At 73.9% G+C, this 22,684-nt stretch carries 22 protein-coding genes; 10 read left to right on the top strand and 12 right to left on the bottom strand.

From position 1 onward, the window contains the following. Positions 1-68 precede the first annotated feature (68 nt). From ABZX30_RS09695 to ABZX30_RS09685, 3 genes are read left to right on the top strand one after another with little or no spacing between them, the layout of a single operon-like run. Complete coding sequence (locus ABZX30_RS09695; RefSeq protein WP_355931012.1) at positions 69-827, top strand: 5-oxoprolinase subunit PxpA; 759 nt, start codon at positions 69-71, stop codon at positions 825-827. Continuing rightward, positions 824-1,441, top strand: a complete 618-nt coding sequence (locus ABZX30_RS09690) for an allophanate hydrolase subunit 1 (RefSeq protein WP_355931011.1) — start codon at positions 824-826, stop codon at positions 1,439-1,441. The genes ABZX30_RS09695 and ABZX30_RS09690 overlap by 4 nt, the downstream gene beginning before the upstream one ends. Continuing rightward, positions 1,438-2,307, top strand: coding sequence for a biotin-dependent carboxyltransferase family protein (locus ABZX30_RS09685; protein ID WP_355931008.1), 870 nt, complete (start codon positions 1,438-1,440; stop codon positions 2,305-2,307). Before ABZX30_RS09690 ends, ABZX30_RS09685 begins: the two co-directional genes overlap by 4 nt. 62 nt (positions 2,308-2,369) lie before the next feature. Here the strand turns inward: ABZX30_RS09685 and ABZX30_RS09680 are convergent, their stop codons facing one another. From ABZX30_RS09680 to ABZX30_RS09660, 5 genes are all read right to left on the bottom strand, one after another. Beyond that, positions 2,370-3,218, bottom strand: coding sequence for an SGNH/GDSL hydrolase family protein (locus ABZX30_RS09680; RefSeq protein WP_355931005.1), 849 nt, complete (start codon positions 3,216-3,218; stop codon positions 2,370-2,372). Then, entirely contained in the window at positions 3,215-4,390 is a 1,176-nt protein-coding gene (locus ABZX30_RS09675) for a glycosyltransferase (protein ID WP_355931003.1), read from the bottom strand. Before ABZX30_RS09675 ends, ABZX30_RS09680 begins: the two co-directional genes overlap by 4 nt. Further along, positions 4,387-5,517: a glycosyltransferase family 1 protein gene (locus ABZX30_RS09670; RefSeq protein WP_355931001.1), complete on the bottom strand. Its 1,131-nt coding sequence runs from the start codon at positions 5,515-5,517 to the stop codon at positions 4,387-4,389. The genes ABZX30_RS09675 and ABZX30_RS09670 overlap by 4 nt, the downstream gene beginning before the upstream one ends. Before the next feature lie 139 nt (positions 5,518-5,656). Continuing rightward, positions 5,657-7,075, bottom strand: a complete 1,419-nt coding sequence (locus tag ABZX30_RS09665; RefSeq protein WP_355930998.1) for a HEAT repeat domain-containing protein — start codon at positions 7,073-7,075, stop codon at positions 5,657-5,659. Positions 7,076-7,376: 301 nt separating this feature from the next. Then, complete coding sequence (locus ABZX30_RS09660) at positions 7,377-7,775, bottom strand: ankyrin repeat domain-containing protein (protein WP_355930996.1); 399 nt, start codon at positions 7,773-7,775, stop codon at positions 7,377-7,379. A 333-nt stretch (positions 7,776-8,108) separates the two neighbouring features. Here ABZX30_RS09660 and ABZX30_RS09655 point away from each other — a divergent pair, with 333 nt between their 5' ends. Both ABZX30_RS09655 and ABZX30_RS09650 read left to right on the top strand, forming a co-directional pair. Then, positions 8,109-8,303: a hypothetical protein gene (locus tag ABZX30_RS09655; protein WP_132853520.1), complete on the top strand. Its 195-nt coding sequence runs from the start codon at positions 8,109-8,111 to the stop codon at positions 8,301-8,303. A gap of 58 nt (positions 8,304-8,361) precedes the next feature. Beyond that, positions 8,362-9,972 (top strand): hypothetical protein, encoded by a 1,611-nt coding sequence (locus ABZX30_RS09650; RefSeq protein WP_355930993.1) that lies wholly within the window; start codon positions 8,362-8,364, stop codon positions 9,970-9,972. A gap of 30 nt (positions 9,973-10,002) precedes the next feature. Here ABZX30_RS09650 and ABZX30_RS09645 read toward each other — a convergent pair whose 3' ends face one another. Next, positions 10,003-11,511, bottom strand: a complete 1,509-nt coding sequence (locus ABZX30_RS09645) for a PLP-dependent aminotransferase family protein (protein WP_355930991.1) — start codon at positions 11,509-11,511, stop codon at positions 10,003-10,005. A 99-nt stretch (positions 11,512-11,610) separates the two neighbouring features. Between ABZX30_RS09645 and ABZX30_RS09640 the strand changes: the two genes are divergently transcribed. The 4 genes from ABZX30_RS09640 (at position 11,611) to ABZX30_RS09625 (ending at position 15,094) form a co-directional block, all read left to right on the top strand. Next, complete coding sequence (locus tag ABZX30_RS09640; protein WP_355930988.1) at positions 11,611-12,261, top strand: hypothetical protein; 651 nt, start codon at positions 11,611-11,613, stop codon at positions 12,259-12,261. Then, complete coding sequence (locus ABZX30_RS09635) at positions 12,258-13,025, top strand: glycerophosphodiester phosphodiesterase (protein WP_355930985.1); 768 nt, start codon at positions 12,258-12,260, stop codon at positions 13,023-13,025. Before ABZX30_RS09640 ends, ABZX30_RS09635 begins: the two co-directional genes overlap by 4 nt. A 77-nt stretch (positions 13,026-13,102) precedes the next feature. Further along, positions 13,103-14,452, top strand: a complete 1,350-nt coding sequence (locus tag ABZX30_RS09630) for an MFS transporter (RefSeq protein WP_355930982.1) — start codon at positions 13,103-13,105, stop codon at positions 14,450-14,452. 267 nt (positions 14,453-14,719) lie between these two features. Continuing rightward, positions 14,720-15,094 (top strand): RNA polymerase-binding protein RbpA, encoded by a 375-nt coding sequence (locus tag ABZX30_RS09625; protein ID WP_003977404.1) that lies wholly within the window; start codon positions 14,720-14,722, stop codon positions 15,092-15,094. A 109-nt stretch (positions 15,095-15,203) separates the two neighbouring features. Here the strand turns inward: ABZX30_RS09625 and fxsA are convergent, their stop codons facing one another. The 4 genes from fxsA to ABZX30_RS09605 all read right to left on the bottom strand — a co-directional run bounded on the left by fxsA (position 15,204) and on the right by ABZX30_RS09605 (position 19,276). After that, on the bottom strand, positions 15,204-15,761 hold the full coding sequence (gene fxsA, locus ABZX30_RS09620) for an FxsA family membrane protein (protein WP_355930980.1): 558 nt from the start codon (positions 15,759-15,761) through the stop codon (positions 15,204-15,206). Between the two features lie 56 nt (positions 15,762-15,817). Then, a complete protein-coding gene (locus ABZX30_RS09615) occupies positions 15,818-16,615 on the bottom strand; it encodes a polyprenol monophosphomannose synthase (protein ID WP_355930977.1) in 798 nt (265 codons plus the stop codon). 537 nt (positions 16,616-17,152) lie between these two features. Next, positions 17,153-18,769, bottom strand: a complete 1,617-nt coding sequence (locus tag ABZX30_RS09610; RefSeq protein WP_355930975.1) for an amidohydrolase — start codon at positions 18,767-18,769, stop codon at positions 17,153-17,155. A 66-nt stretch (positions 18,770-18,835) separates the two neighbouring features. Then, complete coding sequence (locus ABZX30_RS09605) at positions 18,836-19,276, bottom strand: Lrp/AsnC family transcriptional regulator (protein WP_355930973.1); 441 nt, start codon at positions 19,274-19,276, stop codon at positions 18,836-18,838. Between the two features lie 269 nt (positions 19,277-19,545). Between ABZX30_RS09605 and ABZX30_RS09600 the strand changes: the two genes are divergently transcribed. Then, positions 19,546-19,989: a hypothetical protein gene (locus ABZX30_RS09600; protein WP_355930971.1), complete on the top strand. Its 444-nt coding sequence runs from the start codon at positions 19,546-19,548 to the stop codon at positions 19,987-19,989. 551 nt (positions 19,990-20,540) lie between these two features. Here the strand turns inward: ABZX30_RS09600 and ABZX30_RS09595 are convergent. Continuing rightward, complete coding sequence (locus ABZX30_RS09595; protein ID WP_355930968.1) at positions 20,541-21,713, bottom strand: acyl-CoA dehydrogenase family protein; 1,173 nt, start codon at positions 21,711-21,713, stop codon at positions 20,541-20,543. Positions 21,714-22,004: 291 nt separating this feature from the next. Then, positions 22,005-22,658, bottom strand: a complete 654-nt coding sequence (locus tag ABZX30_RS09590; RefSeq protein ID WP_355930965.1) for a helix-turn-helix domain-containing protein — start codon at positions 22,656-22,658, stop codon at positions 22,005-22,007. Positions 22,659-22,684 lie beyond the last annotated feature (26 nt).

Genomic DNA, 22,684 nt, shown 5'->3' with positions numbered 1-22,684 from the left:
CACCGAAGAACACCTCAGAACACCAAGCACACCAACACCAAGCACACCAAGCACACGGAAGAAGATCCATGACCTCGATCGATCTGAACGCCGACCTCGGCGAGGGCTTCGGCCGCTGGCGGCTCACCGACGACGAGCGGCTGCTGTCCGTCGTCACCAGCGCCAACGTGGCCTGCGGCTTCCACGCCGGGGACGCGGCCACCATGCGCCGGGTGTGCGAGCTGGCGGCCGAGCGCGGCGTGACGATCGGCGCGCAGGTCTCCTACCGGGACCTGGCGGGGTTCGGGCGGCGCGCGATGGACGTGCCGTCCGCCGAACTCGCGGCCGAGGTCGCCTACCAGATCGGCGCCCTGGAGGTGTTCGCGCGCGCAGCGGGCGCGCGCGTGGCGTACGTGAAGCCGCACGGTGCCCTCTACAACCGGGTGGTGCACGACGAGGAGCAGGCCGGGGCGGTGATCGAGGGGGTGCTCCTGGCGGACGGCTCGCTGCCGGTCCTCGGCCTGCCCGGCTCCCGCCTGCTGGAGCTGGCCGGCAAGGCGGGTCTGCCGGCCGTCGCGGAGGCGTTCGCGGACCGGGCGTACACGGAGGAGGGCACGCTCGTGCCGCGCGGCCGGGACGGAGCGGTGCTCAGCGATCCGGAGGCGGTCGTGGAGCGCTCGGTGGAACTCGCGCGCTCCGGCACGGTCACCGCGCAGTCCGGCGCGCGCATCGAGGTACGCGCCCGCTCGCTGTGCCTGCACGGGGACACACCCGGCGCGGTCGAGCTGGCCCGTCGGGTGCGCGAGCGGCTGGTGGCGGCGGACGTGAGCGTGGAGGCCTTCGCATGAGGGCGCTGCCCGTCGGCGACCGCGGACTGCTGGTCGAGCTGGGCTCGGGCGAGGAGGCCCAGGCGCTGCACGCGGAACTGCTGCGGCGCCGCGCGGAAGGGCTGCTGTCCGTCGGCGAGATCGTGCCCGCCGCCCGCACCGTCCTCCTCGACGACCTCGACGACCCGCACCGCCTGGCCGCCGAGCTGACCGCCGCCGAGGTGCCGCCCGTCGTCCCACGCGCGCGTGAGGTCGTCGAGCTACCGGTCCGCTACGACGGCCCGGACCTCGCCGACGTCGCCGCCCACTGGGGCGTTCCGGTACCGGAGGTGGGCCGTATCCACGCGGCCACCGAGTTCACCGTCGCCTTCTGCGGGTTCGCCCCCGGCTTCGGCTACCTCACCGGACTCCCGGCGGGCCACGACGTGCCGCGCCGGGCCACTCCGCGCACCTCCGTCCCGGCCGGCGCCGTCGCTCTGGCCGGTTCGTACACCGGCGTGTACCCGCGGTCGTCGCCGGGCGGCTGGCAGCTGATCGGCACGACCGGCGCCGTCCTGTGGGACCACACGCGCGTGCCGGCCGCGCTGCTGTCACCGGGCGCCCGCGTCCGCTTCGTACCGGTGGAGGACGCATGACCGACCGGGCGCTCGTGGTGGTCCGGGCCGGAGCGCTGACCACCGTGCAGGACCGCGGGCGGCCCGGGTACGCCCATCTCGGCGTCCCCCGGTCCGGGGCGCTCGACCCGCCCGCGGCGGCGCTCGCCAACCGGCTGGTCGGCAACGCCCCCGACGCGGCCGTCCTGGAGACGACGCTCACCGGCTGCGCCCTGCGGCCGCGCTCGGCGGTCACGGTGGCGGTCACGGGCGCGCCGTGCCCCGTGCGGGTGGGCGGGCGGCCGGCCGCCTGGGGCGCGCCGGTGGTGGTGCCCGCCGGGGAGGTGCTGGAGGTCGGGGCGGCCGAGCGGGGCGTACGGGCCTACGTGGGTGTCTGTGGCGGCGTCGCCGTCGAGCCGGTGCTCGGCAGCCGTTCCACGGACCTGCTGTCCGGTCTCGGACCGGCGCCGCTCGCGGACGGGGCGGTGCTGCCGCTGGCGAGTCCCTCCGCTCCGCACGCGCGTGTGGACGTCGCCCCGCAGCCCGGCCCGCCGGCCGAGCTCGTGCTGCGGGTGACGTTCGGGCCGCGCGACGACTGGTTCACGCCCGGTGCCCGCCGCGACCTCACCGCGCGGACGTTCCGGGTGTCGTCGGCGAGCAACCGCATCGGGCTGCGCACGGAGGGACCCGCGCTGGAGCGGGCGCGTCCCGGCGAACTGCCCAGCGAGGGCATGGTCCTCGGCGCGGTACAGGTCCCCCCGAACGGCCGGCCCGTGGTGTTCCTGGCCGACCACCCGACCACCGGGGGCTATCCGGTGATCGCGGTGGTCCGTGCCGCGGATCTGCCGGCGGCGGCGCAGGCGCTGCCCGGCACACCGGTCCGCTTCGTGGCCGTCCACCGCCGTTGAGCCCTGAGGCCGCTCGTCGCGCCCTGAATTCCGGTGCGCCCCTGGTGTGGCCCATGGACCTCTCAAGCGGCCTCCTGGCGGTCCGCGACCGACAGGGCGGCGAGTGCCGCGGACACGGCGTGCGCGGTGCGCAGGTCGAGGCGGGCGCTGGTGCCGCGGGCGCGGTGGCGCATCTCGTCCGCGGCCAGCCGCAGCAGTTGCGGCAGCAGGTCGGTGCACCGGCGGGCCACCCAGCCCGTCCCGGCCGTGGCGAGCCACCACAAACTCGCCGACCGGGTGGGCGCGGGGAACTCCGGCTCCGCCGAGGGCGCGGGTCCGCTCGCCGTGCCCGCCTCCGTGAGGAGGGCGTGGAAGCGCAGGGCGAACTGCCGGTGGCCGCGCTCGCCGGGGTGCAGCCGGTCCGCGCTCCACAGCGCGCGGTCGGTGAGCCAGGCGCCTTCCGAGGCGTGCAGGTGGACGGCGCCGTGCCGGTCGGAGAGCGCGTGCACCACCGCGTTGACCGCGCGTTGCCGCCGGGCGAGCGGGCGGGCCAGCGCGCTCGGCAGGCCCAGCGTCGCACCGGGGTCGGGCAGGCAGGCGGTGAGCAGGACGGCGCCGCGGCCGGTGAAGGCCGCGTAGATCTCGTCCAGCCGGGCGGCCACCGCGTGGATGTCGAAGGTGCACCGCAGCGTGTCGTTGACGCCGATGACAACCGACACCAGGTCCGGACGCAGCTCCAGTCCGGCCGGGGTCTGCCGCTCCAGTACGTCACGCGTCTGGGCCCCGCTGACCGCGAGGTTGGTGAACTCCACCTGTTCCTCGGCCAGCCCGCCGGCCAGCAGCGCGGCCCAGCCGCGCCATCCGTCGGCGACGGGATCGCCCACGCCCTCGGTGAGCGAGTCCCCCAGGGCCACGAAACGGACCGGTCTCATACGACGCCCTCCACGACGCCGCGACCGCACAGCACCGTGGTGTCGTGCGCCGACAGGAACGCCTCCACCGCCGCGCCCCATCCGAAGCACTCGGCACGCGCGCGTGCCGCCTCCCGCCGCTCCGGCTCGGAGCGCGCGAGGAGCATCTCCACCGCGTCCGCGAAGGCCTCCCCGCGGCCGGCAGCCGTGGCCCCCGCGGAGCCGATCACCTCGGGCAGCGCGGACGACGCGCTGGCCACCACGGGTGTACCGCACGCCATGGCCTCCAGGGCGGCGAGCCCGAAGGTCTCGGCCGGCCCGGGCGCCAGGCACACGTCGGCGCAGGCCTGGAGCGCCCCCAGCAGGCTCCGGTCCGAGACGTGCCCCAGGAAGGTCGCCGGCAGCCCGCGTTCCCGCGCCCGCTGCTCCAGCCGCCCCCGCAGCGGCCCGTCCCCGGCCACCACGAGCACCGCCCGCCGGCCACGGCGCAGCAGCGTCTCCAAGGCGTCGAGCGCCGTGCCGGGCCGCTTCTCCACCGACAGCCGGGAGCACATCACCAGCAGGGCCTCGTCCCCGCGCGCGTGCCGCGCACGCAGCCCCATGTCCCGCAGGGAGGGGTGACAGGCCATCAGGTCGACGCCGAGCGGGGCGCGTACGACGTTGCGCGCGCCGATCCGGACGAACTCCCGCTCGGCGAACTCGGTGGTGCACACGACGCGCGAGTACACGTGCGCGGTGCGCAGGTTGAGGGCGTCGGCGGCCCGCCGGGAGAGGTTCTCCGGCAGGCCCCAGGTGCGCAGCACGCCGTCGGCGGTCTCGTGGGAGACCATCACGGCGGGGACCCGGGCCCGCCGTGCCCACCTGCCGGTCCAGCGCAGTGTCGTACGGTCGGACACCTCCAGGCGGTCCGGGGCGAGGTGCTCCAGGAGGGCGGCCACGCGCCGTTTGTCGGTGAGCACCCGGTAGCCGCCGGTGCCGGGCAGCAGCGGGCCGGGCAGCGTGATCACGCGGCCCTGCTCGGTCTCGCGGTCGGTGTGGCGCTCGCCGGGGACGACGAGGACGGGTTCGTGGCCCGCCGCCCGGAAGCCCTTGCCGAGTTCGCGCAGGGCGGTGCGCAGACCGCCCGAGGCGGGGGCGACGAAGTTGGCGAGCCGCACGATCCGCAGCGGCCGGGTGCCGGCTTCGGTGGTCATGCCGCGACCACCGTCCTCCGGGCGCCGAGCACGTCCTCGTAGTGCGCGATCAGCTGGTCGCCGACGGCCGCCCAGGTCCGCCCCTCGACCATGACCCGCCCCGCCGCCCCGTGGGCGGCGCGCAGCGCCGGGTCGGCGGCCAGGGCCGCCACCGCGTCCCGTACGGCGTCGGCGTCGCAGGGAGGCACCAGCAGGCCGGTGCGGCCGTGCGCGACCAGGTCGAGCGGTCCGCCGACGGCGGGCGCCACGACCGGCACGCCGCTGGCCATGGCCTCCTGGACGGTCTGGCAGAAGGTCTCGAAGGGACCGGTGTGCGCGAACACGTCCAGCGAGGCGAAGATCCTGGCGAGTTCGTCGCCGGTCCGGCGGCCCAGGAAGACCGCGCCCGGCAGGCTCTCGGTCAGGGGCGGCCGGCTGGGCCCGTCGCCCACGACGACGACCCGTACGCCCGCCAGGCCGCAGACGCCGGCCAGGAGCTCGACCCGCTTCTCGGGGGCGAGCCGGCCGACGTAGCCGACGATCACCTCGCCGTTCGGGGCGAGTTCACGGCGCAGTGCCTCGTCGCGCCGGTCCGGGCGGAAGCGGACGGTGTCGACGCCGCGCGGCCAGAGCCGTACCCGGGGCACCCCGTGCGCCTCCAGATCGTGCAGGGCGGCGCTGGAGGGGGCCAGGGTGCGGTCGGCGGCGGAGTGCACGGAGCGGATGCGGCGCCAGGCGGCCGCCTCGCCCGCGCCCATGTAGGTGCGGGCGTAGCCGGCCAGGTCGGTCTGGTAGACGGCGACGGCCGGGACGCCCAGCCGGGCGGCGGCGGCCATGCCGCGGACGCCGAGGACGAAGGGGCTGGCGAGGTGGACCAGGTCGGCGCGGTGCTCGGTGACGGCAGCGGCGAGGCGCCGGCTGGGGAGGGCGACGCGTACCTGGGGGTAGCCGGGGAGCGGGAGGGAGGGGACATGGACGACGGGGCACGGCGCCGCGAGGGCGTCGGCCTTGACGCCGGGCGCGGGGGCCGGCGCGACGACGAGCGGGAGGTGACCGCGATCTACGAGGTGCCGGGCGGTCTGGAGCGCGCAGTGGGCCACGCCGTTCACATCGGGGGGAAAGGATTCGGTCACGATGACGACACGCATACCGGTGTTGTCGCCGCGCTGGACGTGGCCGCGTCAACGTGGATCTTTCCGGCCGAGGAACGTCGTGTGAGCGTTGCACCGCACACCCGAGCAGGCCGGGCCGTGTCCATGCCCTCCTGACCCGTGGGTCACCCGGTGTTCACGCGGTGAGCCCTTCCGGTCCGATCCGGCTGCGTACGGCGGTCTGGACCTCGGCCTCCTCGGCCGGATCGGCGGCGAGCCGGCGCAGTTGCTCGACCACGCGGGCATCGGCGGTCTCGGCGTGCCGGGCGGCGATTTCGCGGGTGGTCTCCTCGCAGTCCCAGAGGCATTCGACGGCGAACCCGGCGGGGAAGGAGGGATCGGTGGCGGCGAGCGCGCGGGCGGCGCGGCCGCGCAGATGGGAGGAAGCGGTCTCTCGGTAGATGTGGCGCAGGACCGGTGCGGCGCAGGCGATGCCGAGGCGTCCGGCGCCGTCGACGAGCGTCCACAGGGTCGGCGCGTCGGGGCCCTCGCCCCGCACGGCCTCACGGAGGGCCCCCAGGACGAGGTCGCTGTCCTGGGCACCGCCGCGGCAGGCGAGCATGCGTCCGGCGGCGGCGCCGAGGGCGTCGGGCCGGTGGGCCCACCCTCGCGCGCGGTCGACGGCGGCGATGCTGCGCATCCGTTCGAAGGCGGCCACGGCGGCCTCGACGACGGGGGTGGTGCCGTCGGCGACGGCGGCCTCGACGAGGTCGAGGGCGCCCGGGTCGTTGCTGTCGGCGAAGTAGCGCAGGGCGGTGCACCGGGCTCCCTCGGTGCCGTCCTTGGCGGCCCGCAGGATCTCCGGCCGGTCCTCGGGGCCGGCGACGGCGACCAGGCAGCGGGCGGCCGGGACGTGCAGGGCCGCGCCGCGCTCGACGCCCTGCTGGGCCCATTCGAGGACGGCCCGCACGCTCCAGTCCGGGCGGGGCCCGCCGGGCCGCATCTGCCGCTGCCAGCGGTCGAAGCAGCCGGCCTCCTGGGCGGCACGCACGCGCGTGGCGATCGATTCGCGCGGGTCCTCGGCCCACAACCGCCACGGCCGGGGCTCGAAGGCGTCGCGCACGGCGACGGCCAGCTCGGCCTCGCCCTCGGGGTCGGCGGGGAAACGCGCCAGGACGGGTGCGGCGAGGGCGCGCAGGGCGGCGTCGTCGTCGCGGAGCGCGAGCTCGTCGAGGGCCCAGGCCCAGTTGGAGCCGTGAGCGGCGTACCTGCGCAGCAGTTCGAGCGCGTCCCGCCTGCCGTACGAGGCGAGGTGGCCGAGTACGGCGAGCGCCAGTCCGGTACGGGACTCGTCGGTGTCGAAGGCGTCCTCGGGGTCGAACAGGTGCGCCTCGACGGCGTCGAGTTCGCCGTTCAGGTCGAGGTACAGGCGGGCGTAGTAGAGGGAGCGGTTCTCCACCTGCCAGTCGTGGCGGGGATCGCGCAGCACGCAGTGGTCCAGGGCCGCGAGCGCCTCGGCGCGCGGGGCGGTGAGCGCGTGCAGCGTGCCGTCGCCACGGCCCCGCTGGAGCAGGCCGAGCAGCGTACCGCTGGGCGCTATGACCGGATCGAACATGGGAAACAGCCTCACATCAAGCGTCGACGCAACCGGGGAACACGCATTACCTGGCCGCGTGACACAACGTCGGGGCGCCCGCCGTCTCTTGCTTGCTGTAGACCATCTCTCTCTGCCTCTCGTCTGTGGCCCATGCGGACCGCATCACGGCCCGCGCGGTGCGGCAACACCTGCCCAGCCATCGCGTCCGTGAATCACGACGTCATGATGACCCGCGGGTTTCTCCTGCCGCGACCGTATTTCCGGCGGCCCTTTACCGCCTCCCCCGTTTTCCGTGTCGTCGCTGGTAGGGACGTTCGGATCAATGTGCGCCGAACAATTCCAGGAGTTCTGCCCTGCCGAACATCCGGGCGGTGTCGACGGCCGACGGGGTTCCCGCACCGGGATCCGCGCCGCCTTCCACAAGTGCTTCGATCACGTCCGCCTCACCCTTGAAGACGGCTCCCGCGAGCGGAGTCTGGCCCCGGTCGTTCACCTGGTCGGGCGTGGCGCCCCGGGCGAGCAGCGCCCGCACCGCCTCCGCGTGGCCGTGGTACGCGGCGAGCATGACCAGCGAGTCACCGCGGTCGTTGGTGAGGTCGGCCGGAACCCCCGCGTCGACGTACGCCGCGAGCGCCTCGGTCCGCCCCTGCCGGGCCAGATCGAAGATCTTGGTCGCCAACTCCACGACCTCGGGGTCGGGGTCGGGGGCTTCACTCATCGGCCTGACCGCCTCTCTTGGAACGTGTGACTTCGGGGACTTCCGGGGACCGGAGGACGTACCGGCAGCGGTGCGACCCGCCGCCGTACGAGTGAATCGCCAGCGTACTGGCTCCGGGGGCACATGACCCGATCTGCCCGAGGTAAGGATCATCCCGGCGGCACCAGGCACCCCGCCGGGCACAGGAGTCCCGCTCGACCGGCCCCGTACCACTGGACCGACCGGGCGAAATACGCAGCAATTCACCCAGTTGCACCTTTTATCCTATGGATACATGCTGTGATCCTGGAAGAACTCAGGGTGACTGTCCCCCTCGACACCAGGAGACCTCAAATGATCCTCTCCATCTCAGGCGTCTTCCTGCTCGGCGTCATCGTCTTCCTCTTCTTCAGGAAGGACGGGCTCAAGGGCTCGCACGCCTGCACGTCGGCGCTGTTCGGCTTCTACCTGGCGAGCACGGGCATCGCCCCCAGTATCAAGGCCGGTGGCGAAAGCCTGGCGGGGCTACTGGGCGGCATCAAGTTCTGAGTGTCCCGACGCCGCCCCTCCCGCCCCTCCCGCCCGTACGCACCCTCAGGAGACAGCAGTGGCCCGGCGCCCCCTTCCCCGCATTCTGAGCACCGGCGGAGCGCAGCTCGCCAGGAGCCGGGAGCTGGCCCGGACGGCGGCCGACAGCGCCACCGACGTCCTCCACCCGCTGATCACCGTCACGCGTGGCCTGCGCCGGCTCGCCTCGGCCGGCCGGCGCAGGTGGGCGGACACGCCCAAGGACAGGCGCGGGCCACTGCTGTTCCTGGCGGCCTCGACGGTCATGGTCGTGGCCCTGATGCCGTACGGACCGCTGCTCGCCGCCGTCACGCTGATGGCGGCTGCGGCCTGGCACGGCCGGGACCGCACACCGGCCGCCCCGGCGGGGCCCGACGAGTCCCAGGCCCAGCGCCTGACGTCGCTCTACGAGGCCCTCGTCCCCCACTTCTCCGCCGCCGAGGATCCGGCTCCGCTGTACGCGCACGGCGGGGACTGGGAGAAGGCCTTCGCCGCGCACGAGTTCGACGACACGGGACGCGTCGGGCACCTGCTGATCCGGTACCCGGCGTACTTCCCGGACGGCGAGAGCGAGGCCCGTGCGCGGATCGAGACGCTGCTCGCCGCGAAGGCCGGGCGGGGCCGCGAGTACCGCTTCGTGTGGGACCAGGAGGGCAACGAACTCACCGTCACCGTCCTCGCCCCACTGCCCGCCGACATCGCCGCCCAGCGGTTCGTCACCGCGCCCGGCGAGACGGTCCTCGGCTTCACCGACCCCACCGAGGTGCAGCGCACCCTGCCCCTCTCCTTCGGCACCTTCGGCGAGGAACAGCGCGACGTTCCTCCCGTCGTGTGGCGCACCGGACCGCGCTCGACCGCGCCGCACCTGCTGGCCATGGGCCGGCCGGGCAGCGGCACCTCGACCCTGCTGCGGTCGGTCGCGCTCCAGGCCCTCCAGCACGGTGACGTACTCATCGTCGACGGGGGCGGCACCGGCGAGTACGCCTGCCTGACCGGGCGCGACGGGGTGCTCGCGGTGGAGTGCGGACCGGCCGGGGCGCTGGCCAGTCTGGAGTGGGCCGCGCACGAGACCGAGCGGCGGCTCATCGCCGTCAACCGGGCGCGCCAGGCGGGTCATCCGCCCCCGGACGACACCAAGCGGCCGCTGTGGATCCTGCTCGACCGGCCGAGCGCCCTCTCCCATGTGGCCGCGGCGGAGGGCCGCAACGACCCGCAGGCGCTGCTCCAGGTGCCGCTGCGGCACGGCCGGGCGGCCCAGGTGACCGTGGCCGTGGCCGAGCAGTTCGACAGCGCCGACACGCTGAACGAGGGGGTGCGGCAGCACACGCGCGCGCGTGTCGTGCTGGGGCCCGCGACGAGGGAGCAGCTGGTCGACGTGCTGGGTGTGCCGCCGCACACCACTTCGCCGGCCGAGGTGCCGCCGGGGCGGGGGTACGCCCGGCTGGGCCATGGGCCGGTGCATCGGCTGCAGGTGCCCTCGACGCCCGATCCGTACGACGACGACACCAGTGAGGCCGATCGGCAGACGGTGCTGGCGTTGCTGCCGCCGCGGACCACACCGGCGGACGCGGGGGCGACGGATCCGGCGCCGGAGCCGGTGGAGGCCGCGCCGGTGCCCGCCGAGGCCGCGGTGGCCGAGAGTTCGTCGTGAGTGTGAGTTCGTCGTGCGGAGGAAGGCTCCCTAGGCCACGAAGGTGCGCGGTGACTCCGTTCCGCTGCCCGCGCCCGTCTCCACCAGGCGTGCGGCCGCCGCCAGCCGGGCCGCCGCCTCCTCCGCCACCGCTCCGCCGACCGTGAAGGGGAGCCGTACATAGCCCTCGAAGGCGCCGTCGACCCCGAAACGGGGGCCCGACGGCACGCGTACGCCGACCCGCTCCCCCGCCTCCGCGAGCCGTGAGCCCGACAGGCCGCCCGCGCGGACCCACAGGGTCAGGCCGCCCTTGGGGACCTGGAACTCCCAGGTGGGCAGTTCACGGCGGACCGCGCTGACGAGGGCGTCACGGTTCTCGCGGGCCTGGTCGCGCCGGAGGTCGACCGCCTGCTCCCACCCGCCGGTGGTGAACAGCCAGTTGACGGCGAGCTGCTCCAGGACGGGTGTGCCCAGGTCGGCGTAGGCGCGCGCGGCGACCAGGCTGCGGATCACGTCGGGGGCCGCCCGCACCCAGCCGATGCGCATCCCGGCCCAGAAGGCCTTGCTCGCCGAGCCGACCGTGATCACCGTGGAGCCGGCCGGGTCGAAACCGCACACCGGGCGCGGCATCGCGGAGCCGTCGAGGTCCTCGTCGAGCCGCAGGTCGGTCATCGTCTCGTCCGCGACGAGCACCGTGCCCGCCGAGCGGGCCGCGTCCACCAGCCGGCGCCGCTGGTCCTCGTCGGCGAGCGCGCCGGTGGGGTTGTGGAAGTCGGCGACGACGTAGGCCAGGCGGGGCGCGGCGTCCCGCAGGACCTGGCGCCAGCGGTCCATGTCCCATCCGCTGAGCCCCTCGCCCATCGCCACCGGTACGAGCCGGGCGCCCGCCTCCCGCATCAGCTGGAGGATGTTGGCGTACGAGGGCGACTCCACGGCGATGCGCTCGCCGCGTCCCGCGAAGAGGTGGCAGATCGCGTCGATGGCGCCCATCGCGCCGGTCGTCACCATGATCTGCTCGGGCATGGTCGGGATCCCGCGCGCGGTGTACCGCTCGGCGAGCACCGAGCGCAGCGCGGGCAGGCCCGCCGGATAGTCGCCGTGCGTGTGGGCGTACGGCGGCAGTTCCTCCAGGGCGCCCTGGACCGCCCGGGTGAGCCACGGCTCGGGGGCCGGCAGGGCCGCGCAGCCCAGGTCGATGATCGAGCCGAGCGCCTCGGGCGGCAGGGGCTCGAGACCGCGGGCGGGCAGCGGGTTGCCCGCCGGGACCGCCGTCCAGCTGCCCGCGCCGCGCCGGGACTCCAGGAAGCCCTCGGTGCGCAGTGCCTCGTAGGCGGCGGCGACCGTGGTGCGGCTGACGGAGAGGGCGAGCGCCAGTTCGCGCTCGGCGGGCAGGCGGGCGGCCACCGGCACCCTGCCTTCCAGGACCAGCAACCGGATGCCGTCGGCGAGCGCCCGGTAGGCGGGCGGACGGCGGGTGCCGGGGCCGGCCGGGCGGTCCTGCTGGGAGGTGAGCAGCCGCGCGAGCTGCGCGGCGCCCACCGCCGAGGTCCACTGCGCCATGAAGATCAGTCCACCTTCCCCAGATTGGCCATGGATGGCTTGTCTTTCCACGCCACAGAGTGTCACGCGTCAGGCCACTACCACCATCCGGGGGACCCTTTGTCCACGAAGCACACCGCGCGGCGGTCGGTCCAGCTGTACGCGGGGCTCGGGCTGTACGGCGCGAGTTCCGCGCTCCTGGTGGAGGCCGGTCTCGGTCTCGAGCCGTGGAACGTCCTGCACCAGGGTCTGGCGGAACTCACGGGCCTGGGCATGGGTGTCGTGCTCACGATCGTGGGTGCGGCGGTGCTGCTGCTGTGGGTCCCGCTGCGCCAGCGCCCCGGTCTCGGCACCGTCTCCAATGTCCTGGTGATCGGCGCCGCGATGGACGCCACGCTCTCCGCGCTGCCCGCCGCGCACGCCCTGGCCGTGCGGATCCCCCTCCTGGTGGCCGGCATCGTGCTCAACGGCGCGGCGACCGGCCTCTACATCGCCGCGGACTTCGGCCCGGGTCCGCGCGACGGTCTGATGACCGGGCTGCACCGGCGCACGGGCCGCTCGATCCGGCTGATCCGCACCGCTGTGGAGATCACCGTCGTGGCCACCGGGTTCGCCCTGGGCGGCACCGTCGGGGTGGGCACCCTCCTGTACGCGCTGTCGATCGGTCCGCTGGCCCAGCTGTTCCTGCGTCTCTTCGCCGTCCCCTCGGCATCCGGCGGCAGCACGGTGGTTGCCACCGGGTCACCCGAGAGGGTGATACTGCGCGGGTGACGACGCTCATCCGCCACCCCTACCTGGACCATCCCGGCCCGATTGCCTTCGCCCACCGGGGCGGGGCCGCCGACGGCCTGGAGAACACCGTGGCGCAGTTCCGCCGCGCGGTCGGCCTCGGCTACCGGTACATCGAGACCGACGTGCACGCCACGGCGGACGGGAAGCTGGTCGCCTTCCACGACGCCTCGCTGGACCGGGTCACGGACGGCTCGGGACGGATCGGCGACCTGCCCTGGGAGGACGTCCGGCACGCGCGCGTGGCGGGCCGCGAGCCGGTGCCGCTCTTCGAGGAACTGCTGGAGACCTTCCCGGACGTCCGCTGGAACGTCGACTGCAAGGCGGAGGCCGCCCTGCGGCCCCTGCTGGCGCTGGTCGAGCGGACAGACGCCTGGGACCGCGTCTGCGTCGGCTCCTTCTCGGAGGCGCGGGTGCTGCGCGCCCAGCGGCTGGCCGGGGCACGCCTGGCCACGTCGTTCGGTACGCGCGGGGTGCTCAGCCTCCGGCTGCGCTCCTGGGGGCTGCCCGCGGCGGTGCGCCGGTCCGCGGTCGCCGCGCAGGTGCCGGAGTCCCAGTCGGGTGTCCCGGTGGTCGACCACCGCTTCGTGCGTCTCGCCCACGCGCGCGGGCTGCAGGTGCACGTGTGGACGGTCAACGAACCGGAGCGGATGCACCGGCTCCTCGACCTCGGGGTCGATGGCATCATGACCGATCACATCGACACGTTGCGCGAGGTCATGCAGGACCGGGGCGTCTGGGTCTGAGCGGTCCGGGGCCCCGGCGCGTGAATCCCGGAGCCGGGACCCCGGCACGGCACTTCGGCGGGGAAGCGAGGGCACGGGTGGGCACCGGCACCGTGCAGGCCCAGGGGTCCGGCGAGGCTGCCGGACGGCGCCGCGAGCAGCGCGGCTGGTACTTCTACGACTGGGCGTGCTCGGTCTACTCGACGAGCGTGCTGACCGTGTTCCTGGGCCCCTACCTGACGTCGGTCGCCGAGTCGGCGGCGGACGCCGACGGCTTCGTCCACCCGTTGGGCCTGCCCGTGCGGGCCGGGTCCTTCTTCGCCTACTCGGTGTCCCTGTCGGTGATCCTGGCGGTGGTGGTGATGCCCCTCGTGGGCGGCACGGCCGACCGCACCGGCCGCAAGAAGCCGCTTCTGGGAGCGGCCGCCTACGTGGGCGCGGCGGCGACCACCGCCATGTTCTTCCTGGACGGCCGCCGTTACCTGCTGGGCGGCGTCCTGCTGATCGTCGCGAACGCGGCGCAGTCCGTCGCGATGATGCTCTACAACTCCTACCTGCCGCAGATCGCGCCGCCCGAGGAACGCGACGCCGTCTCCTCCCGCGGCTGGGCCTTCGGGTACGCGGCGGGCTCCCTGGTGCTGATCGGCGACCTGGTGCTGTACTCCGCGCACGACGCCTTCGGCCTCTCCGAGACGGCGGCGGTCCGCGTCTGTCTGGCGGCGGCCGGTCTGTGGTGGGGCGCCTTCACGCTCGTACCGCTGCGGCGGCTGCGCGACCGAGGCGCCGCGGCGGTGCGGGAGGCCACCGCCCCGGGGCTGCGGCAGCTGGCGGCCACCGTCCGGGACATGCGCCGCCACCCGCTGACGCTCGCCTTCCTGCTGGCCTATCTCGTCTACAACGACGGCATCCAGACGGTGATCTCCCAGGCCTCGGTCTACGGATCACAGGAGCTGGGGCTCGGACAGTCGACGCTCATCGGGGCCGTGCTCCTGGTGCAGGTGCTGGCCGTCGCGGGGGCTCTGGCGATGGGCCGGCTGGCCCGGACGTACGGGGCGAGGCGGACGATCCTCGGATCACTCGTCGCCTGGACGCTCACCCTGGCGGCCGGGTACTTCCTGCCCGCGGGGGCGCCGGGGTGGTTCTTCGTGCTCGCCGCCGGCATCGGGCTGGTCCTCGGCGGCAGCCAGGCGCTCTCCCGGTCGCTGTTCTCCCATCTGGTCCCGCCCGGCAAGGAGGCCGAGTACTTCTCCGCGTACGAGATGAGCGACCGCGGGATGAGCTGGCTCGGCCCGCTGCTGTTCGGGGTCACGTACCAGCTGACCGGCAGCTACCGCTCGGCGATCGTCTCGCTCGTGGCCTTCTTCGTCATCGGGTTCGCGCTGCTCGCGCGGGTCCCGGTGCGGCGGGCGATCGGCGAGGCGGGGAATCCGGTTCCGGAGAAGATTTAGCGCTCAACACGAAAGGGAGGTAGTGTACGCGTTTGGCCTGCCAGGCGTACCGTTACTGCGCGTCAAAGAAGCCGAAACGCTGGGTGACATCTGCCTGCAGATGTGACAAACCGGGCGCTGGTGGGTACAACAAGGGGCGGCTACGACGGCGATGCATGACCCGGAACGGGACACGGAACGGGAATCTTTACCGCCGACCGGACGTTGACCGGATGACGACGACAGCGACACCTGTCCTGTGGGCGACAAGCCCGGGAGGCACGATTCATGAGTGAGCGAGCTCTTCGCGGTACGCGCCTCGTGGTGACCAGCTACGAGACGGACCGCGGCATCGACCTGGCGCCGCGCCAGGCCGTGGAGTACGCATGCGAGAAGGGGCACCGCTTCGAGATGCCCTTCTCGGTGGAGGCGGAGATCCCGCCGGAGTGGGAGTGCAAGGTCTGCGGAGCCCAGGCACTCCTGGTGGACGGCGACGGCCCTGAGGAGAAGAAGGCCAAGCCCGCGCGTACGCACTGGGACATGCTGATGGAGCGGCGCACCCGCGAGGAGCTCGAAGAGGTCCTCGAGGAGCGTCTGGCGGTACTGCGCTCCGGGGCGATGAACATCGCGGTTCACCCCAGGGACAGCCGTAAGTCGGCGTAGCCCCGAAAGGGACGCGGCGAACTATCAGCGCACGTGACACAACCGCGGGCGCCGTACGTGAGGTGTACGTACGGCGCCCGCGGTTTTCGTGCCGCCCGCCCGGGAGCGTTCAGCGGGTCAGCGGAGGGCGCTGCTCACGGGAGGCGTCCGCGGGCTCGTCCCTGATCACCTCGCCCTGCACGACCTTCCCGTCGGGCCGGTGGATCCGCGCCTGCTGGAAGGCGTCGCCCAGACTGCCGGGCACGGCCAAACGGAGCCTGCGGTCGAAGGTGCGCTCGGCGTAGCCGCTCAGGGCCCTCTGGACCGGCGGGATCAGCAGCAGCAGGCCCACGGCGTCCGAGATCAGGCCGGGGATGATCAGCAGCAGGCCGCCGAGCATCATCAGGCCGTTGCCGGAGTTCTTCGAGGGGGAGCCGCCCCGCTGCAACGCCTCGCCCAGGTTCTGGAAGGCACGGCGGCCGGCCCGCTTGATGACCACCGAACCGGCGACGAAGCCCGCCGCCAGCAACAGCAGCACCGCGAAGCCGCTCGCCGCGCCCGCGACCACGCTCAGCAGCCAGATCTCCAGCACCAGCCAGAGGGCGATCCCCAGCGGCAGGAACGTACGCAGGCGGGAGCGGCGGGGCCGGATGGCGGGTTGCTGGGAGGTCGGAACGCCAGTCGTCATGCCACCAGTGTGCCCGGACCCGGCTCAGTTCGGGATAAGGGGGTGATCAGCGGTGATCAACGGGCCTGGCCGCCCTTGCCCGTGACCTTGCCCAGCCTGTCCCCCACGCCCCACGCCGTGACCCGCCACAGCGCCTCGACCACGATGTCACGGCTCATCTTGGAGTCGCCGTGCTCCCGCTCCACGAAGGTGATGGGCACCTCGACCACGTGGTAGCCGGCCTTGACCGCGCGCCGGGCCAGGTCGACCTGGAAGCAGTAGCCCTGCGAGGCCACCTCCTCCAGACCCAGGCCCTCCAGGGTCTCGCGGCGGAAGGCGCGGAAGCCGCCGGTCACGTCGCGGATCGGCACGTCGAGCATGATCCGCGAGTAGGTGGAGCCGCCGCGGGAGAGGAACTCCCGGGACTTCGGCCAGTTCACCACCCGGCCGCCGGGCACCCAGCGGGAGCCGAGCACGAGATCCGCGCCCTTGAGGGCGGTGAGCAGACGGGGAAGTTCCTCGGGCTGGTGGGAGCCGTCGGCGTCCATCTCGATCAGAACGCCGTAGCCGTTGTCCAGGCCCCAGCGGAAGCCGGCGAGGTAGGCGGCCCCGAGGCCTTCCTTGCCCTTGCGGTGCAGCACCTGGACGTGGTCGTCCGCGGCGGCGAGTTCGTCGGCGAGCTTGCCCGTGCCGTCGGGGCTGTTGTCGTCCGCCACGAGCACGTGCGCCTCGGGGACGGCCTTGCGCACCCGGCCGACGATGGACTTGACGTTCTCCGCCTCGTTGTAGGTCGGGATGATCACCAAGGCCGTGCCGAGCGGGCCGAACCGCCTCCCCCGCTCTTGTGCCGCGAGGGTCCCGTCGCCGTCGTTCACTGCTGCCCCTTCACATGTCGTACGCAGGGTCCACCATAGTGGCCGCGGCCTGCGCCGACGCGGCGGCTCGTGCGTAAGGCGGTGTCGATTCCCCAAGAACGGGGTAAGAATGTGCTTTTCATTCCGCGTGCGGCAGCGGATGGGGGCCCGGCGCCCTTCGGGCCGACCTGGGACCCGCTGGCTGCGGATCGACCGAAAGCCGTTGTCTACTGAGCGGCCGGGCCCCACCCGGGTCACACCTTCCCGACCCGGTCGGAAGCGTTCCCGTGTCGGCGCGGGCGCTGAGCCTGGCTCCCAGCGACGGTGCCCCGGTGCGGCACACCGTCCCTGACCCAGCGGCGCTGCGACGCGTGCGCGAAATGCTCCCCGGTCGGGCGTCCGGTGGTGGACTCGGCCGAACCTACCGGCCCGCCGCAGCCGACTGTCAACAGCCGTCCGACCTGCGGGAACAGGAACAATCCGCTGGTCAGAGGCGAGGATGCGCAGGTCGCGCGACGGGGCCGCGGCGGCCGATCGCCGCCCCGCCACCCCGGTAGATCACTCGCCCGGCCGTACGAACACCGTCCGTCCGCCCACGACGGTCCTCAGGCAGACGGGCAGGTCGTGGCCGGGGGTCAGGTCCGGCAGCCCCGGGGTGCCGGAGCGGGGGTCGGTCGACCAGCGCGCCACCCGGTCGTCGGGGGCCTGGACGACGAGCGCGTCGGTACGCCAGACGGCGTAGTCGGCGGGCGCGCCGGGCACCAGGACGCCCGCGTCGTCCCGGCCGACGGCCCGCCAGCCGCCCCGCGTGTGCGCGGTGAACGCGGCGCGCACGGAGATCCGGTGTTCGGGCGTGCGGTGGAAGGCGGCGGCGCGGACGGTGCCCCAGGGGTCGAGAGGGGTGACCGGGCTGTCGGAGCCGAAGGCGAGCGGTACGCCGGCCCGCAGCAGGGCGGCGAACGGGTTCAGGGTCCGGGCCCGCCGCGCGCCGAGCCGCCGGGCGTACATGCCGTCCTCGCCGCCCCACAACGCGTCGAACGCGGGCTGGACGGACGCGGTCAGCCCCAGTTCGGCGAAGGCGGCGACGGTCTCGGGGGTGAGCATCTCGGCGTGCTCGACGCGGTGCCGGCCGGCCCGGACGCGGGCGAGGCCCATCTTCTCGGCGGCGGCCCGGACACCCTCGACCACGGTGGTGACGGCGGCGTCCCCGATGGCGTGGAAGCCCGCCTGGAGTCCGGCGTCGGTGCAGGCGGCGACGTGCTCGGCGACGGCGGCCGCGTCGAAGTAGGCGGTGCCGGCGTGGTCGGCGTCGGCGTACGGATGGTGCAGGCACGCGGTGTGCGAGCCGAGCGCGCCGTCGACGAACAGGTCGCCCGCGGCGCCGAGCGCGCCCAGCTCGCGCGCCTTGGTGACGCCCTCGGCCTCGCGCTCGGCCCAGTAGCCGGTGACCCGTGGGCCCGGCTGCTCGGCGGCGAGCCGCAGCAGGCCGGTGAAGTCCTCCTCGGAGGAGATCTGCGGCCCGCCGCACTCGTGCACGGAGCCGATGCCGAGGGAGGCGGCGTGCGCGAGGGCGGCCCGCTGGGCCTCGGCGCGCTGGGCGGGGGTGACGGCGGCGAACGCGGCGGAGCGGACGGCGTGGTGGTCGTCGCGGGTGAGCGGGGCGTCGGCGCGGGACACCTCGCCCGGGACCAGGTCGAGCAGCGCGCTGGTGACGACCGCCGAGTGGACGTCGATGCGGGAGAGGTACAGCGGGCGTCCCCCGGCGGCCGCGTCGAGCTCCGCGCGGGTCGGCGGGCGGCCGCCGGGCCAGCGGGCCGCGTCCCAGCCGTGGCCGAGCAGCACGCGGTCCTCCGGGCGGGCGGCGGCGAAGTCCCGCAGCCGCTCCAGGGCCGCCTCCAGAGAGGTCACGCCGGACAGGTCGAGGCCGGTCAGCGCGAGTCCGGTGGCGGTGGTGTGCACATGCGCGTCGGTGAACGCCGGGGTGACCAGGGCGCCGTCGAGGTCGATCACTTCGTCGACCCCGTCCGCGAAGGCGTCGGCGGCGCCCTCCGAGCCGACCCACGCGACCTGGCCGCGCTCGACGACCATCGCGGTGGCGAAGGGGTCGGCGGGGCTGTGCACCTCTCCGCGGCGCAGGAGGACGGTCGTGGGGCCGGCGGCGGGGCGTTCGCTCATGACCGACAGTCTCTCGCGCGGGATCCGGTGCGGCGCGGGCGGGGCCGCCGACGCCGCACCGGCGTCTCAGATCTTCGGCGGCCGGGCCTCGTACGGCGTCGACAGCACCACCGTCGTGCGGGTGGACACCCCGGCCAGGGTCCGCAGTCGGGCGAGCAGTTCCTCCAGCTCGTGCGGGGTGGCCACCCGGACCTTGAGGATGTAGTTCTCGTCGCCCGCGACGCTGTGGCAGGCCTCGATCTCCGGGACGCCGGCGAGCCGGTCCGCGATGTCGTCGGGGGCGCTGGGATCGAACGGTTTGACCGAGATGAAGGCGGTCATGGGCAGCCCGACGGCCTCCGGGTCGACGACCGCGGCGTAGCCCCGGATGACGCCACGCTGCTCCAGCCGGCGCACCCGCTGGTGCACGGCCGACGTGGACAGACCCGTGGCCTTGCCCAGGTCTGTGTAGCTCATCCGCCCGTCCTTGACGAGCAGCTGCACGATGTGACGGTCCAGCTCCTCCATGGCGCCAAAACCTACAGTGCGCTCGATCTCCTCGGATACCTGAGCAACCCAGGTCATACCCGGTTCGTGACCTGCCCGGGAGTCTGCTGTGAGCCGGGCTGGGGGACAAACGCACCGCACCGGGCACCTGCGGGTGGCATGTGACGAACGCCACAGCCGTCGGGCAGGCTCCGTGATGGTCTCGTGATTACCGCCGTGGGCGGACGGGAAATGCTTGCTGTGGTCGAGGCCGCAGTGCCTTCACGGCCCAGCCCGAGGGGGAGAATCCCATGCAGAGTCTTAAGCGCCCTGGTCGTAGCATGCCCAAGCGGCAGCAGCCGGTCGTCGAGTCCACGCCGGAGGGCGTCGAACCCGACGCCTTCGACGACGCCGACGTCGAGGAACTCGACGCCTACGACACCTTCGAGATGTACCGGGTGATCTGCCCGGACTGCGCGCAGCCCATCGCCCTGCTGGCGGACGAGGAGGTCCTGCCGGAGCACGCGCTGTGCGCCTCGCCGTGGAACCCGTTCGGCCTCACGGTGTGTGCCGGTACGGGCCGTGCGGCGGCCGACGCCCGCCCCGCGGACGAGTCCTTCCGGCCCCAGGAGCAGGACACCGCGCTCCTGCTGACGCTGCCGCAGGGGCTGAACTGGCGGACGCAGCCCTTCTCGCACGTCGGCGGCCCGGGTTCACGCCCGATGCGCGTGCCGGCGATGCGCCGGGCCGCCTGAGCCACCCCGCCACGTCCCCGTTGCTGCCGCACCACGGCCCGCAGGCCGCCGTGGCACGGGATCGGTGTGTCCGGGTCCGCCGGGAGCGGCGGCTCGCTCCCGGCCGAGGGCCGTGGGCGTGAGGAACGCCGCAGGGGACGTTTCCGGTCCGTGCGTCCCCGCGCGGGCCGGGAACTTCGCCTCCTGGGGCGGTACTTGGCCGTGCCGTCGGGCCAGGAGCCGCACCGTGGCCGCCGGGGGCGCCTCCGGGCGGTCGCGGCGGACCGGCCCCGGGGTGGGACGGCCGGAACGCACGCCCGATTCCCACGCAGGGTGACCTGTTCGCCGCTGCGGACGTTGCCCTGGTATGACCCCCACACAATCGGCGACCGGGCGTCAGTACCGCGTGTTCGTTCCCCCGCCCGTGGGATCGGCCCCGCCGTCCCCGGCGCAGGACCCGCCCATCTACCGTGATCTGGTGCGCGCCTGGGCGGACCGGGGCCGTACCCTGCCGGGCCGTCACGACCCGGAGTGGGTCAGGCTGGCGGCCCCGCCGGTCGCCCTCGGAAAGCTCAGCGGCCTTCCGGCCCCGCGACGTGACGGGCGATGACCATCCGCTGGATCTGGTTGGTGCCCTCGACGATCTGCAGGACCTTGGCCTCGCGCATGTAGCGCTCCACCGGGAAGTCCGCGGTGTAGCCGTATCCGCCAAGGATCTGCACGGCGTCGGTGGTCACCCGCATGGCGGTGTCGGTGCAGTGCAGCTTGGCCATGGCCGCCTGCTTGGCGAACGGCCGGCCGGCATCCCGCAGCCGGGCCGCCGCCAGGTACAGGGCGCGGCCCGCCTCCACCTGGGTGGCCATGTCGGCGAGCATGAAGCGCAGGCCCTGGAAGTCGGCGATCGGGCGGCCGAACTGCCGGCGTTCGGTGGCGTAGGCGACCGCCTCGTCCAGCGCCGCCTGGGCCAGACCGATGGCGCAGGCCGCGATGCCCAGGCGGCCTGAGTCGAGCGCGGACAGGGCGATCGCGAAGCCCTGGCCCTTCTCGCCGATGCGGCGCTCGTCACAGACGCGGACGCCGTCGAAGTGGACCTGGGCGGTGGGCGAGCCCCTCAGGCCCATCTTCTTCTCCGGCGCCGCGGCGCTCAGGCCCTCCGCGTCACCGGGCACCAGGAACGCGGTGATCCCGCGCGGGCCCTCCTCGCCGGTGCGCGCCATGACCGTGTAGAAGTCGGCGATGCCGCCGTGCGTGATCCACGCCTTGGTGCCGGTGATCACCCAGCCGTCACCGTCCCGGACCGCCTTGGTCCGCAGCGAGGCCGCGTCCGAGCCCGACGACGGCTCGGAGAGGCAGTACGCGCCGAGCAGCCCGCCGCCGAGGATCGCGGGCAGGTGCTCGACCTGCTGCTGCTTGGTGCCGCGGGCGGCGAGGGCGTAGGAGGCCAGGGTGTGCACGCTGACGCCGAGGCCCACGGTGAGACGGGCCGCCGCGAGCTCCTCGAGGACCTGGAGGTAGACCTCGTACGGCTGGTCACCGCCGCCGTACTCGGAGTCGTACGGCAGACCCAGCAGGCCCGATTGCGACAACAGGGTGAATGTCTCGCGCGGGAAGCGCCCGGCGTCCTCCTCCTCGGCCGCCTTGGGCGCGATCTCGCGCTGCGCGATCTCGCGGACGAGCGAGATCAGCTCCCGGGCCTCGTCCGTGGGCATGTGCCGGTCCACCGGCTGCGGGGCGCGGTCGGGCATGGCGACGCTCTCCTCCCTGTCGGGCGCATCGGCGGACGTGCGCCTCGGGTGGGGCGGCGCCGCCTGGTGTCTGTCCGGCCGATGCGCGCGCTCCCGGGTCTCGGAAGTCGCTGACCAGCGGCTGTGGGCTGTGAGTATGCCCGATCAGCGACCTCTCGTCACCAGTTAACGACCGCTCACTTCGAGAAGCCACCCCAGGCTGCCCGGCCCGGGAAGTCCGGCTCAAACCAGGGGGCGGCGATCCGGCCCCGATGGCCGGCCCGACACGGGCCTCAGGCGTCCCGGTGAGCCTCAGGCGTCCCGGCGGGCCGGTGCGGGCGCCGGGTAGGCGGGGTCCAGTTCCTCGATGGCGCGCATGGCGCCGCCCAGGGTCTTCACCAGGAGCGTACACATGGTCTCGCGGGACAGGTCGGGGCGGTCGATCCAGTCCAGGGTGGCACCCTCGACGCTGCACACCCAGGCGAGCAGGCCCATACGGGCCAGCGGCGCGACGTCCCCGCGGCCGTAGGCCCCCTCCGCGATCGTGGTCACGATCGCCTCGCGCACGCCGTCCCTGATCGCCTGCACCTCGGTGTCGAAGCCGACGCCGCCGCTGACGATGGTGCGGTAGGCGGCCTGGTGGTGCTCGGCGTAGCGCAGATAGCTGTCCATGGTGCGGTGCACGCGGTCCACGGCCGGCAGGTCGAGACCGCTGCCGGCGTGGGTGACCAGACCGGCGACGGAGTCCTGGATGATCGCGAGGTAATAGCCGCGCTTGGACCGGAAGTAGTAGTAGATCAGGCCCTTGGCGACGCGCGCCTGCCGGGCGATGTCGTCCATGGACAGCGCGTCGTAGGACGTGTCGGCGAACAACTTCCGGCCGATGGCGATGAGTTCGGCACGACGAGCGGCGGAACGCTCGGTACCGCGCACCCCGGGACGGGCGGCGGCACCCTGTTGCCTCATATTCAATTCGGACCCTGGTCTCAGCG

Origin of the sequence: Streptomyces sp. NPDC004542, assembly GCF_040610035.1 — a bacterium.
In the GTDB taxonomy this organism is placed as follows: Bacteria; Actinomycetota; Actinomycetes; order Streptomycetales; family Streptomycetaceae; genus Streptomyces.
Note: the sequence above shows the minus strand (reverse complement) of the source record. Positions and strands in the feature narration are given on the sequence as shown.

Excerpts from the sequence above, each read along its gene's own strand:
- ABZX30_RS09695 (WP_355931012.1), top strand. The coding sequence starts at position 69 with ATGACCTCGATCGATCTGAACGCCGACCTCGGCGAGGGCTTCGGCCGC.
- ABZX30_RS09690 (WP_355931011.1), top strand. The coding sequence starts at position 824 with ATGAGGGCGCTGCCCGTCGGCGACCGCGGACTGCTGGTCGAGCTGGGC.
- ABZX30_RS09685 (WP_355931008.1), top strand. The coding sequence starts at position 1,438 with ATGACCGACCGGGCGCTCGTGGTGGTCCGGGCCGGAGCGCTGACCACC.
- ABZX30_RS09680 (WP_355931005.1), bottom strand. The coding sequence starts at position 3,218 with ATGAGACCGGTCCGTTTCGTGGCCCTGGGGGACTCGCTCACCGAGGGC.
- ABZX30_RS09675 (WP_355931003.1), bottom strand. The coding sequence starts at position 4,390 with ATGACCACCGAAGCCGGCACCCGGCCGCTGCGGATCGTGCGGCTCGCC.
- ABZX30_RS09670 (WP_355931001.1), bottom strand. The coding sequence starts at position 5,517 with ATGCGTGTCGTCATCGTGACCGAATCCTTTCCCCCCGATGTGAACGGC.
- ABZX30_RS09665 (WP_355930998.1), bottom strand. The coding sequence starts at position 7,075 with ATGTTCGATCCGGTCATAGCGCCCAGCGGTACGCTGCTCGGCCTGCTC.
- ABZX30_RS09660 (WP_355930996.1), bottom strand. The coding sequence starts at position 7,775 with ATGAGTGAAGCCCCCGACCCCGACCCCGAGGTCGTGGAGTTGGCGACC.
- ABZX30_RS09655 (WP_132853520.1), top strand. The coding sequence starts at position 8,109 with ATGATCCTCTCCATCTCAGGCGTCTTCCTGCTCGGCGTCATCGTCTTC.
- ABZX30_RS09645 (WP_355930991.1), bottom strand. The coding sequence starts at position 11,511 with ATGGCGCAGTGGACCTCGGCGGTGGGCGCCGCGCAGCTCGCGCGGCTG.
- ABZX30_RS09625 (WP_003977404.1), top strand. The coding sequence starts at position 14,720 with ATGAGTGAGCGAGCTCTTCGCGGTACGCGCCTCGTGGTGACCAGCTAC.
- fxsA (WP_355930980.1), bottom strand. The coding sequence starts at position 15,761 with ATGACGACTGGCGTTCCGACCTCCCAGCAACCCGCCATCCGGCCCCGC.
- ABZX30_RS09610 (WP_355930975.1), bottom strand. The coding sequence starts at position 18,769 with ATGAGCGAACGCCCCGCCGCCGGCCCCACGACCGTCCTCCTGCGCCGC.
- ABZX30_RS09605 (WP_355930973.1), bottom strand. The coding sequence starts at position 19,276 with ATGGAGGAGCTGGACCGTCACATCGTGCAGCTGCTCGTCAAGGACGGG.
- ABZX30_RS09600 (WP_355930971.1), top strand. The coding sequence starts at position 19,546 with ATGCAGAGTCTTAAGCGCCCTGGTCGTAGCATGCCCAAGCGGCAGCAG.
- ABZX30_RS09595 (WP_355930968.1), bottom strand. The coding sequence starts at position 21,713 with ATGCCCGACCGCGCCCCGCAGCCGGTGGACCGGCACATGCCCACGGAC.
- ABZX30_RS09590 (WP_355930965.1), bottom strand. The coding sequence starts at position 22,658 with ATGAGGCAACAGGGTGCCGCCGCCCGTCCCGGGGTGCGCGGTACCGAG.